Annotated in this window: 14 protein-coding genes; 11 read left to right on the top strand and 3 right to left on the bottom strand. The window is 35.3% G+C overall.

Going from position 1 to position 12442, the window contains the following annotated elements:
• Positions 1-228 precede the first annotated feature (228 nt).
• Positions 229-498 (top strand): late competence development ComFB family protein, encoded by a 270-nt coding sequence (locus tag ACEPXD_RS17340; protein ID WP_391117943.1) that lies wholly within the window; start codon positions 229-231, stop codon positions 496-498.
• Between the two features lie 131 nt (positions 499-629).
• Here the strand turns inward: ACEPXD_RS17340 and ACEPXD_RS17335 are convergent, their stop codons facing one another.
• Positions 630-2321 carry a methyl-accepting chemotaxis protein gene (locus ACEPXD_RS17335; protein ID WP_391117941.1) on the bottom strand — a complete coding sequence of 564 codons (1692 nt, stop codon included), beginning with the start codon at positions 2319-2321 and terminating at the stop codon, positions 630-632.
• Between the two features lie 432 nt (positions 2322-2753).
• Here ACEPXD_RS17335 and mntR point away from each other — a divergent pair, with 432 nt between their 5' ends.
• The 6 genes from mntR (at position 2754) to ACEPXD_RS17305 (ending at position 7373) form a co-directional block, all read left to right on the top strand.
• Positions 2754-3173, top strand: coding sequence for a transcriptional regulator MntR (gene mntR, locus ACEPXD_RS17330; RefSeq protein ID WP_151701418.1), 420 nt, complete (start codon positions 2754-2756; stop codon positions 3171-3173).
• Positions 3174-3230: 57 nt separating this feature from the next.
• A complete protein-coding gene (locus ACEPXD_RS17325; protein WP_391117939.1) occupies positions 3231-4091 on the top strand; it encodes a S1 RNA-binding domain-containing protein in 861 nt (286 codons plus the stop codon).
• Positions 4092-4230: 139 nt separating this feature from the next.
• Entirely contained in the window at positions 4231-5142 is a 912-nt protein-coding gene (locus ACEPXD_RS17320; protein ID WP_391117937.1) for a DUF1002 domain-containing protein, read from the top strand.
• Between the two features lie 165 nt (positions 5143-5307).
• Positions 5308-6276 (top strand): ring-cleaving dioxygenase, encoded by a 969-nt coding sequence (locus tag ACEPXD_RS17315; RefSeq protein ID WP_391117935.1) that lies wholly within the window; start codon positions 5308-5310, stop codon positions 6274-6276.
• 33 nt (positions 6277-6309) lie between these two features.
• Positions 6310-6591: a GNAT family N-acetyltransferase gene (locus ACEPXD_RS17310; protein WP_151701414.1), complete on the top strand. Its 282-nt coding sequence runs from the start codon at positions 6310-6312 to the stop codon at positions 6589-6591.
• 308 nt (positions 6592-6899) lie between these two features.
• Entirely contained in the window at positions 6900-7373 is a 474-nt protein-coding gene (locus ACEPXD_RS17305) for a DUF4064 domain-containing protein (RefSeq protein WP_391117933.1), read from the top strand.
• A 41-nt stretch (positions 7374-7414) separates the two neighbouring features.
• Here ACEPXD_RS17305 and ACEPXD_RS17300 read toward each other — a convergent pair whose 3' ends face one another.
• Both ACEPXD_RS17300 and ACEPXD_RS17295 read right to left on the bottom strand, forming a co-directional pair.
• Positions 7415-7897: a GNAT family N-acetyltransferase gene (locus ACEPXD_RS17300; RefSeq protein ID WP_391117931.1), complete on the bottom strand. Its 483-nt coding sequence runs from the start codon at positions 7895-7897 to the stop codon at positions 7415-7417.
• A 170-nt stretch (positions 7898-8067) separates the two neighbouring features.
• The gene (locus ACEPXD_RS17295) at positions 8068-9201 is read right to left on the bottom strand and encodes an MFS transporter (protein ID WP_391117929.1); all 1134 of its coding nucleotides are present in this window, start codon (positions 9199-9201) and stop codon (positions 8068-8070) included.
• Between the two features lie 348 nt (positions 9202-9549).
• On the opposite strand from ACEPXD_RS17295, the gene ACEPXD_RS17290 reads away from it, so the two are divergent.
• The 4 genes from ACEPXD_RS17290 (at position 9550) to ACEPXD_RS17275 (ending at position 12404) form a co-directional block, all read left to right on the top strand.
• Positions 9550-10293 (top strand): helix-turn-helix transcriptional regulator, encoded by a 744-nt coding sequence (locus ACEPXD_RS17290; RefSeq protein ID WP_391123330.1) that lies wholly within the window; start codon positions 9550-9552, stop codon positions 10291-10293.
• Positions 10294-10373: 80 nt separating this feature from the next.
• The gene (gene yidC, locus ACEPXD_RS17285; protein WP_391117927.1) at positions 10374-11141 is read left to right on the top strand and encodes a membrane protein insertase YidC; all 768 of its coding nucleotides are present in this window, start codon (positions 10374-10376) and stop codon (positions 11139-11141) included.
• A gap of 46 nt (positions 11142-11187) precedes the next feature.
• The gene (locus ACEPXD_RS17280; RefSeq protein WP_391117925.1) at positions 11188-11433 is read left to right on the top strand and encodes a hypothetical protein; all 246 of its coding nucleotides are present in this window, start codon (positions 11188-11190) and stop codon (positions 11431-11433) included.
• Between the two features lie 119 nt (positions 11434-11552).
• A complete protein-coding gene (locus ACEPXD_RS17275) occupies positions 11553-12404 on the top strand; it encodes a D-alanyl-D-alanine carboxypeptidase family protein (protein ID WP_391117923.1) in 852 nt (283 codons plus the stop codon).
• Positions 12405-12442: the final 38 nt, after the last annotated feature.

The raw sequence follows: 12442 nt of genomic DNA, 5'->3' as shown, positions 1-12442 counted from the left end.
TTTACACCTTCTATCTTACTTAAAGAAGATAAGTAATACTAAAGCATGAGATTAATTGGATGAAAGTTGGACAATAGTTGGGTTCCAAAAGTAAATTTTTTGTTTATACTTTTATCATTAGTCCAATGTTGAGGACTTTTTCACTCTATTTCCAATTGGAGACGATGAAAGTTAAAGCTATCATGCTGTACGGCGCAAATTTGTAATTTTTTTTAGGGAAGTGATCAGGTGCTTACAAATGTGATGGAGGAAATTGTGAAGAGTATTGTAATAATGCTTATGAGAGGGACAGAATATCAGACATTTTGTAAATGTGAACAATGTGAAATGGATATTATCTCCTTAAGTTTAAATACACTACCTTCACATTATGTAACAACAGAAAAGGGCAGAAATGCAGTGTTTGAAAGAATGAATTCAAAAGAAAATTTAGAATGGATTAATAAAAGAATCATACATTCTATACATGTTATAGGAAAATATCCACATCGCAACTAGGTTTATATTTTATATTTTTCATACATAAGTAAAGGGTACCGGCTTTAATATCGCCGTGTACCCTTTAATCTTTTTAAAAGTTTGTCTAGATTATAGTGACTGCCTAGCCCCACAATAAAGGACTCTTAAGCTTATAATTTAAATTGTTTCACTAATGTTTGTAATTCTTCCGCCATTGTAGATAAAGAAGAGGCGGATGTGGAGATTTCCTCCATGGAAGCAAGCTGTTCTTCAGAAGCAGAAGCCACATTTTGTGTATTGGAAGCAGAAAGTTGAGCAATACTAGCCATTTCTTCAAGAGAGGCATTCACTTCTTCCGCACTTGCTGACATTTCCTCAGAAATAGCGGACACTTCTTGAATTTGGGAAGTAACCTGTTCGATCGAAGTTAATATTTTTTCAAAGCCGGCTCCAGCCTCCTGAACGACAGTCATACCAGATGCCACTTCTTTTGTTCCAACTTCCATTACATTTACTGCCCGACCAGTGTCAACTTGTATTTGATTGATTAAGTCCGCTATTTGATCAGCAGATTCCTTCGACTGTTCTGCAAGCTTTCGTACTTCATCTGCTACAACTGCAAACCCTTTTCCATGCTCGCCGGCACGGGCAGCTTCAATTGCGGCATTTAATGCCAGCAAGTTTGTTTGATCTGCTATTCCAGTAATTACTCCAATAATATTTCCGATTTCCTGTGATAACCCACCTAACTTTCTAATAACAGAGGCGGAGTCTTCAACAGATAGATTGATGGTGTTCATTTGTTGAATCACTTTTTGTAGCAATTCATTGCCAAGATGAGCTTCTTTGCTTGTTTCAATTGCTGATTCAGAAACTGTAGAGGATGTTTCAGCTACTTGCTGAATTCCGATAGTCATTTCTTGCATGGCAGTGGAACATTCATTTGCACCTAGCACTTGTGTCTCAGCACCACTTGCAATATCTTGAATAGATGTTGCGATCTGATTAGTCGCCTGTGTTGTTTGTTCGGCACTCGCAGTTAATTCTTCCGCAGAGGATGCCACATGAATAGAGTTTAGGCTAACTTGTTCAATTACCATTCGAAGGTTTTTCGCCATATCATTAAAGGAATGGACTAACTCGCCAATTTCGTCTTTGTTTTTTACTTTTACTTCATTAACAGAAAGATCTCCTTCGGCCAATTTTTTTGCTGAATTTGCTAAGGCTATAATTGGTTTGGAAATAACACGTCCCATGAAAAGGGCGATGAGTATTCCTACTAATACTGCAATGACACCTAAGGTTAAAGCCAATGTTTTCGTTTTTTGAACGAATGACGTATTCTCTGAACTTCCATCTGCTAATAAATTACTTTGAAAATCGGAAAGTATAGTCACTTTTTCATCAAGTCTTTTTACTATGTCTCTTCCCTCTGTGGAGATAAGGTTTACGTATTCACTAGTCTTATTTTGTTTTTTTAGTTGAAATACCTTTTCGGAGAATTTCGTATAATCATTCTCGACCTGGTTTATATCCTCTAACATTTTGATCGCTTCCGGTTTTTTAAACTTTGGTAGTAGTGACTCATAACTTTTATTATAATCAGAAACTGCGTTAGAATAATCTTGAAAGGCTTTTTCATCCCCTACTACTAAATATCCTCGCATGGCTATCATTTCTTGTTTCGCAGCTATTTGTAGTTCTTTTATTTTTACAGCTTTCATTGCTTTATCTTCTAGTAAATCTCTATACGAATTATCTACATCTGTAAGTTGGATAAAATTAATACCAACTATTATTGCTAAAATTAATAAAACAGCAATAAATCCACTTAATAGTTTCTTACTGATTGTCCATTTCACTAAAAACACCTCGATACTCTCATTATTTTTCTTGTCTATTATTAAATACCATACTCTTTTTTTGTGTGGTTATATCATCTCATTTCGATTATTAAGGATGTTCTTCTAAATTTATTCCATTATGTAATGTCTAAGGTGGATGGAGTAAATCATCTAATCTAACTTTTTCAAACTAATACCTAAAAACTTTATATGGTTATTAGTGTTTAGTATTAATAATGAAATACATGTGCATATGTACCTAATCAAGTATAAAGATACTTTACAAATCTAACAAGTATTTTCAGAAAATAATAAAAAAACTATTTGTTTACTTAATGTTTATTAAAAATATCTTCTTCTTCTAAAATTGAGTAAGCTATTATGTATGTATTTGTTATGGCAAGGCGGATGTAGTAAAATAAATGAAGTAGTTATGAAAGGAAGATACGTATGCCAACACCAAGCATGGAAGACCATATTGAACAAATATATATGTTAATCGAGCAGAAAGGATATGCTCGTGTGTCTGACATTGCGGAAGCATTATCTGTCTTGCCATCATCCGTTACAAAAATGGTGCAAAAGTTAGATAAAGATGGTTTTTTAATATATGAAAAATACCGTGGACTTACACTGACAACAAAAGGCTTGAAAATGGGGAAAAAGCTTGTTAAGAGACATGATCTATTAGAAGACTTCTTACGGATTATCGGTGTAAAAGAAGAGAATATATACAAGGATGTAGAAGGTATTGAACATCATCTTAGTTGGAACTCCATAGACCGTATAGCGGATCTAGTATTGTTTCTAGAAGAAAATCCTTCTATTCAATCGAGGCTGCTGGAATTGCAAGACAGTGAAATCGAATAACTATTTTTAAATCCAACTAAACGACGTATAAAGCAATTCAGAAGGAGAGCGGTAAAATTGATAGGATCAGCATCTGGAGAAATAGTAAAATTACAAGTAAAAGAACAAGAAGGATCGAAATGGATACTGGAGCATCATGAATTAGATATTCCATTGAACGCTTCAGAAGCACCAGAAAATTTGCAAGTTGGGGGCACGATAGAAGTATTTTTGTTCGTTGACCGTAGAGGGAATTTATCCGCTACAACCCAACTTCCAACTATACAAAAGGGTACATATGGATGGGCGCGTGTCATTAAAGTTTCCGATAAAGAAGGAGTTTTTGTCGATATCGGCACGTCGAAAGAAGTACAAGTAAAATCAGATGATTTACCGAAAATAAAAGAACTTTGGCCAGCAAATGGTGACCATTTATACATGACGCTTCGAACGGATAAAGACGGAGAGTTATTTGGCCGTTTAGCAACAGAAGATCGTGTAGAGGAAGTATATTTAGACGCACCAACTACTTTATTAAACCAAAATCTTCAAGCTAGACCTTATCGATTGCTTCCAGTTGGAACGTTCCTACTAAGTGTTCCGGAAAATTATCGTATTTTTGTGCATCAGTCTGAACGTGTGGAAGAACCGAGACTTGGAGAAGACTTAAAGGTTCGTATTATTGACACAAAAGAAGATGGTTCTCTTAACGGCTCCCTATTACCTCGAAAACATGAACGTTTAGGCGACGACGCGGAATCCATTTTCCGTTATTTAAACGATGTAGGTGGAAGAATGCCGTTTACAGATAAGTCTAATCCAGAAGAAATACAAGAAATGTTCACGATGAGCAAGGCTGCATTTAAACGTGCACTCGGTAAACTGATGAAAGAAAGAAAAATTGTTCAAAACGATGGTTGGACAGAATTAAAAATGTGAAAAAATAGTTTAGATAAGTAGCAAACATAGAGTTAATAGTCTCTTATTTGGGTAAAGGAGTGAAAAGAATCGATTAGTCGGAACTTTTTACTCCTGTTTTCGTATTAAAGGGAGAATGGATTGGAAAGGAGTTATTTGAATGAAAAAATTATTACAACCATTTCTAGTTGCTATTATTATGGTTGGAGTTGTGATTGCTCCATCCATTACATTTGCGGACTCAGATGGGTCTACAGAGGCAGTAAACGAAAAGTTCGGTGCTCCTATTGTAGTGTTTGGTGGAAATTTAACAGAAGACCAGAAAAAAAGTGTAAAAGAAAGCTTAAAAATAACAGAGAACTCGGATATTCAAGAAATTGAAGTAACAGGTCAGGACTTAGCGAAGTATTTAAAAGATGGCGATGCATCTGCTAGAATGTTTTCATCTGCAAAAATTACGAGGAAAGATGCTGGAAAGGGTCTCGTTATTAATATTGTTACTCCAGATAATATCACGGAAGTGACGGCAGAAATGTATGCAAACGCGATGCTCACAGCAGGGATCCATGATGCGGTAGTAGAAATTGCTGCTCCAAAACCAGTTACGGGTCACTCTGCATTGGTAGGTATTTATAAAGCATACGAAGTGACGGGTGGAAAACTAGATCCAGAGCGAACAGACGTAGCGAACGATGAGTTATCCGTTGCAACCAATCTTGCGAAAGAAGCGGGAATTGATGATGCAAAAGTAAGCGAATTACTGACAGAAATTAAAAAACAAATTGCAGAAAAAAATCCTGCATCACGAGAAGAAGTAGAAAAAATTGTTTCCGAGCAACTCTCGAAATTGAAAATAGAACTTTCAGATAAAGACCGCCAGCTTTTGATAGACTTGATGGATCGAATCCGTAAACTAGACATTGACTTTAGCAAATGGGGCGATCAATTGAACGATCTTAGTAAAACAATAGAAGATAAGATTGGAAAGATTGTCGATAACGAAGGCTTTTGGCAAAGTGTCAAAGAGTTTTTTAATAAACTAATAGATTCCATTCGTTCTATTTTCAAATAATTTTTGCACCCTGATTGTCTGAAAAGATGATCAGGGTGTATTTTAATATGGAAAAAGCGAATCTTTGGAAGAAACCACGTATTTGCTTATACTTTATTTATTTGCTATTATTGAGTTAATAATATTATCTCGAATTCAAGATAATTTAATTAGGAGGAATAGACAATGAAATTATCTGGATTACACCATGTATCTGCCATAACAGCAGACGCAGATATAAACCATGACTTTTTCACACGAATCTTAGGAATGCGCTTAGTAAAAAAAAGCGTCAATCAAGACAACCCATCCTCTTATCATTTATTTTATGCAGACGCGGTAGGTACACCCGGAACGGATATGACTTACTTTGACATTCCCAATGCGGGTAGAACATATCCTGGAGTATCCAGTATTAGCAATACAGGATTCCGTGTCAAAAGCGAAGATGCATTATTATTTTGGAAAGATAGATTGACGAAATTGGAAGTATCCACGGATGAAATAAAAGAGAGATTTGGTCGTAAAACACTTTACTTTGAAGACTTTGAAGGATCTAGACTGATGCTTGTTGTTGATGATGGAATGGGAATTCCTTATGGAGAGGCTTGGGAAAAAGAAGAAATCACTGCAGATAATGCAATAATCGGTCTGGGTCCAGTAAAACTTACCGTTCGCAATACTGCCCCAACTGAAAAAGTGCTTATAGAAATATTAGGGTTTGCGCTAGCTGGTTCGTATCCATCCGATGTTACTGGTATGCCAGATATATTAGTGTACACTACAGGCGCAGGTGGACCAGCAGGAGAAGTCCATCTAGAAACACGTACAGATTTACCAATGGAAAGACCAGGCCGTGGGAGCGTTCATCACGTTGCATTCCGAGTCCCTTCAATGGAAGACTATCCAAGATGGGAAGAACTATTGCGTGCGCAGGGCTTTGCTACGTCAGGATTAGTGGATCGTTACTATTTTAAATCTATTTTTTTTAGAGAACCGAATGGAATATTATTTGAATTGGCTACAGATGAACCAGGATTTAGTTCCGATGAACCTATGGAAACATTGGGAAAGACACTGGCATTGCCTCCATTTTTAGAACCAAAAAGAGCGCAAATCGAAAGGTCTCTGCGTCCGTTGTCAATTAATAAATGAGTGTGTTAAAATTCAGAAAAGGAGTGGTAAACAATGGATTTTCAATACAAAGAGCTTGGCGATGATGTATTTGCGTTTCAATATATACAAGATGGTGTAAAACTTGGTGAAATTACATGGACATTGCTTGGAGACGTGATGGTCATGGACCACACTTTCGTTTCGGGTGAACTGAGAGGGCAAGGAGTGGCTAAAAAACTATTGGATAAAGCTGCAGTACATGCTCGTGAAAAAGAGTTGAAAATGGAAGCGGTATGTTCTTACGTTGTTGCTGCTTTCAACAAATCTAACGAATACGATGACGTAAAAGCTTAATAAATATAACAGGCAATCCGTTTTTTTCAGAGTGGATTGCCTTTTATATTTTTAAATATGTGTCAAAAAAACCAAAATGCCTGTTAATATAGATGCACCTGCCAGTGTATAAAAGAAATCCGCCTGATTAAAAATTAACTTTTTCTCCATGTGAATCTTCCTTTCTATAATAGGTGATAGTATATTAGTACCCTTTTTGGAGTGCTATTAAACAGGTTTGACATATCTAATGAAGGAAAGTTAAGCATTAGACGAAACTTTTTTAGCGTTTAATTGTAGAATAACTATTAACTAATGGAGGTATATATATGAAGCGTACAGGAGAAATTGCTCTCGGTATTGTAAGTGCAATTTTTAGTTTGATTTCAATAATACTAATTTCGCTGCTTGTCATAGGAGCTAGCACTACATTAAAAGAGGAAGGGTTTAATGCTGCATTTGAAAGTCAAATACTAACAAATCCTGCGATAGATCCTCAGGATATTGAATATTTTACTCAGAACCCGGATGTAGTTCTGAATATGGTAAACACTGTAGGTTGGGTATTGGTGACGGTTATCATTATTAGTTTAGTGTTGAATATTATAGGGATTGTGTCCGTTGCAAAAAATAAAAAACCGACGCTTGCCGGAATAATGTTTATATTAGCAGGTGTATTAGCGGGGATTATTTCTTTAACCTCGATTTTACTATATATAACTGCAATTTTGTGTTTCGTTCGAAAGCCACCAGTAGAATATGCAGAACAAGATGGATATTACTCAGCTAACGAACCACTATAAGTCAAAACACCGACCTACTAGGTAGCTCGGTGTTTTTAACTTTAGTTATTGAGTAAGTAAACGTATTTAGCTGTGGACAAGGGATGACCTTCAAAGTACTCATCAAATTCTTCTAAACATTCAAATCCATAGCGTTCATAGAAAATGCGAGCCCCATTATTTTCACTTTCAACATAAACAAATAACTGCCTTCCTTTAGGCATCTCTTTCAGGCCGGCAAACAGCAATTTTTTTCCAAGACCTATTTGTTGGAAATCTGGTAACACATAAATAGCGGTCAATTCTGCATCTCCATCTTCATCTACGTATGTAAAGTTAGCGAATCCTACTGGCTCATTCTCATATTCAGCTAATAGAAAAATAGTTTTTTCCATTCGTTTAGCAAGCATTGTGCTGGAATATGCTTTATCTAAAAAAAGTTGTTGTATATCATCTGGAATAATATCTTTATACGTGTCTTTCCAACTGATCTTTGCGATTTGTTGAACAGCTGCTATATCCTTGAATGTAATCGCCCTAATCATTTGAAATCACCTCTAAATTCTTTTTGTTATCATATCAAATATACGATTAATCTTCTAGCATTGTGTAATAATTATATATGGCTCGAAATAATAGTAAAAAGTCTACTGAAAGAAATTCAGTAGAATAAGAGTAAGGAAATAGCGGGGCACTCCTTCTAGGGAAGCCACGTTTACTTTTTGCTATTTGCTAACGATTTGAACGATACGAGGATTAATATTACTCCTGTTAAGAAAAAACCACCCTTTGCTGTGAGCGCAAGTAGCCCGGTAATACTTGAACCAACTACGACACCTATTGAAAAAAAAGCATAAAAATAGCCGTATGCTTTTCCGCGGTATGTAGGTTCAGTGGTATCAATTAGTAATGAGTTAATGGATGGGAATAAAAAAGCAAATCCTATTCCATATGACCCCATACAAATGTACATCCATTGTAAAGTCTCCATTTGTCCAAGTAACAACATACTTACTCCCATAAGTCCCATTCCAAAAGCTAGTGTTTTAATAGGCTTAACACGATCAAAAATACGATTTATAGGTAGCACGAATATTAATATCGCTACAAATCCGAAAGTACTAAGTAATAAACCACTCGTTTTAGAATCGAAACCAAGATCAAGCACTTTTAATGGAAGCATATATGCTAAAACACCTTGGGAAAACATTAAAAAGAATGCACCTGAAAACGCTTTAACCAATCCACTTTTTCTGAAAAGGTCTATAATTGGTACAGAAGTACCTTTATTCCCCTCGATTTGTTTTATAATAGAGACAGATCTTAAGAAAAAAATAGATAAAACACTTAGAATTAGCATAATAGAGCCAGTAATACCTAATACAAATACTTCGCTTTGTTTACTAGCTACTATTCCACTCATTGCAGGACCAACGATTGCAGCTAGTCCAACGAATGCTCCTGTCAAAGCAACACCTTTTCCTCTTTTTTCAGATGCGGTCTGATTAGCAGAATAAGTAAATGCTGCGGGAACAATAAAACCAGCAACTAACCCATGGATAAAGCGCACTAATAAAAGGCCCATTGGATCCATTACAAATTGGTACAAAAACAAGGAAATGCTTGTTGCAAAAAGACCAAATATTAATATATAAAAAGGACCTTTTTTATCGGTTAAAAAACCTGAAATGATATTTCCAAAAGTATTGGAAAGTGAATACATACCAACAACTAACCCGGTTAAAAATGGTGTAGCTCCTAGTGATATGGCGAAAGGACTCATAATGGGCAACTGGGTAAATAAGTCAAAAAAAGAGAAAAAGATAATAGTGTAGACAAACAAACGCAATTATGTTCCTCATTTCTATATTCAGCTTTTCTTAGTGTAGCACTTATTTATTACTTTTTCAGTTTAAAATTAGGCATAAAGAGAAAAAGGATATTAATATTTATTTACTCATATTCTCGGTTTTGGGAGGGTTTTCCCTTTAACTATTATAGAAGTTCACCCTAAATAGGAAAGGATGTCAAAAAAGTAGGTGAAAAAAGAATCAAAATAATTTTGCTTTTTCAATATTATGTTATAAAATGATTCTAGAAACCTATGAAAAATTAAATCAAAAGAACTACAAAGAGAGAAGTGGTCCTTATACAACAGATAGATAAAGTATTTTTAGACAATTTTTCAAAAACGTATATGAAAGAAATAGCGGTAATAAACAGCGTTAAAGGACTAGACTCATTTTTAGGATTAGAAAAAAAGCTATTCCTACATATGTACTCATTTGAACTAGAAGCTGCTAAAATGGTTTTAAGAGAGATGATTGAATTAATTATTAAAAGAGCTGGGAAGCATATGATTTTAGGGGTTAAATATTATTACATACAATTAACTGCTGTGATGGGCAGAAAGCTTCACGAAAATCAAGTGCCAGCAGATAAAGTAATGGCTTTTAATATCGCGAGTGTGAAGGTGATTGAAACGAAAATGAGTGATGCTCAGTTTCTTCATTGTGGTGATGAGCTAGTAGAGTTTTTTGTAATGGTCATAACGGAACGAAAAAAACCTTCTTTTGGTCATCAAACTGTCAACAAAGTGATCATTTTTATTAATGACGAAATAGAGAATCACTTAACTGTTGAAGATGTTGCAAACTATTTTAAAATTAGTACGAGCCATTTATCACGCATTTTCCGAGAGCATACTGGCGTTACACTTGTAGAATATTTGAATATCCGAAAGGTTGAAGAGTGTCAATATTTTTTAAGACACACAAATAAGGGTATCTCTGATATTTCGAATTCTTTTCACTTTTGCAATCAAAGTTATTTCACGCGTATTTTTAAGAAATATACCGGTTTAACACCAAAACAGTTTCGGGATCACCAAGAATATCCGAATTTTACTTATAGTTTTCCTAATGAAAATAAAGCAATTTAACATTTGCTGCATGTAATATTTGATAAATAGCTTCATAGTAAGGTATACTCGTTATAGCTTAATAATTGAAGGTGAATGAATTGAAAAAGAAAATAAGTTTGCTTTCTATTCTTGTGTTCGCGACAGTAGCACTTAGCGGGTGTTCTGGAATAGAAAATAAAGATGGTACTTTTTATCATATTTTTGTTCGACCTTTTAACTTTTTGCTTAATTTCTTTGGTGAAATATTCAATGGAAGTTATGGACTAGCAATCATTGCGATTACATTACTTATTCGATTTGCTTTAATGCCTTTAATGCTTAGAAATTATAAGAATCAGCAAGGTATGAAAGTGAAAATGGATAAATTGAAGCCAGAAATGGACGATATCCAAAAGAAATTGAAAGCAACGAAGTCAAAAGAAGAACAAGCTGCATTACAACAAGAAATGATGGGATTATATCGTAAGCACGGAGTGAATCCGATTAACATGGGTTGTTTACCAATGCTTATTCAAATGCCAATTATTATGGGACTATACTTTGCTATTTCGCACTCAGCGGATGTCAAAACACATCCTTTCTTGTGGTTTAACTTAGGTACACCAGATATAGCGATGACTCTGATTGCAGGAGCAGTTTATTTCCTTCAAGCGAGAGTATCATTATGGACAGTACCTGAGCAACAAAAGCAACAAATGAAATTGATGGTTTATATTTCTCCTATTATGATTATGTTCATTTCCTTCAGTTCGATGGCAGCATTGCCGTTATATTGGACAGTTGGTGGGGTTATTTTAATATTCCAAACATACTTAGGGCGTAAATTTTACTCGAATCATCCAGAAAAAGCAGAGGAATCTGTTTAAAACGAAGCTTTTCATAGCTTCGTTTTTTTATGGAGAGGTGTAGCAAATGAAAAAGAATTGGATTATCGGGATAGTTATTGTTGCAGCAGCTATTGCTTCTTTGGTTTTCATTATTTTGGGAAATCTTAATATGGCTGTTCTTTTCATGACTGCTATATTTACTTTAAGTAATGGATACCGGGCAGTGAGCTTTAAAGAAAAAGGATTCGTCCGTGAAGCGAATTGGATGAAGGTTATGGCTATTATTTTTGCTGTATTATTCTTCGTCATTTTAGGAATTATTTTATTTTAATATTCCATATTATATTTGCGTGTTACCCATAAAATGGTAGCGCGTTTTTCTAATTTGTCATGTAGTTTTATGGGAAAAGTGTTAAAATAGTAGTATCGTTATTAGAAAGAAGGAAGACCATGAAGTCTAGACAGAGTTTATTAAAACAGAAAAAACAAAAGAAGTGGTCATATATCTTTGGTGGAGCAATTGCAGTGTTATTAATAGGTGCAATCGTTACTTGGATAGGAATAAATGATTGGAACATAGATAAGAGTATGACTGCATTAGGTTTATCCAATAAAGTGGAAGAGCCTGAGGCAGAGCAAAAGGTTGATAATCTAACTGTAGATGAACAAGCAGGAGAAAAACCAGTAGAGGCAACCCCTGAAGTGGAAAAGCAGGTAGTTGAGGAACCTGAAATTGACATGTCCGGACCTAAAGGATATGAAGGCCACGAAACATTACCAACGGAACCTAAGTATGTGGGCGGGGCACTAATTGCCAGTAAGAAATATCCTCTACCATCTACATTTGCTCCAGGAGAAAGTAAAGAGGCAAGAGAAGCATTTGAAGAAATGGCAGCAGAAGCTAAGCTTTCAGGATATGAACTTGTTGCATTCAGTACATACCGTTCCTTTGAGTATCAAACGACGCTATATGAAAGGTACGTAAGCCATGACGGCCAAGAAGCTGCGGATCGATATAGTGCACGTCCAGGATTCTCCGAACATCAATCTGGTCTTGCATTTGATATAGGAGAGAAACATTTCGAGCAGCATTTTGCACGTGAAAGCTTTGGGGAAACGGAAGCGGGGAAATGGATTGCAGCAAATGCCTATAAATATGGTTTTATTATGAGATATCCAAAAGACAAAGAGAAAATTACTGGCTATATGTACGAGCCATGGCATTTCCGCTATGTTGGGAAACAACTAGCGAAAGAAGTGTTTGATGCTGGAACGACTTTAGAAGAATATTTAGGTATTTAAGAAAATGGGTTAATCCGAATAAAAAGAAAAGAGGTTTT

This window comes from Psychrobacillus sp. L3, from assembly GCF_042945595.1.
In the GTDB taxonomy this organism is placed as follows: domain Bacteria; phylum Bacillota; class Bacilli; order Bacillales_A; family Planococcaceae; genus Psychrobacillus.
This window is presented reverse-complemented; position numbering and strand designations above follow the sequence as displayed.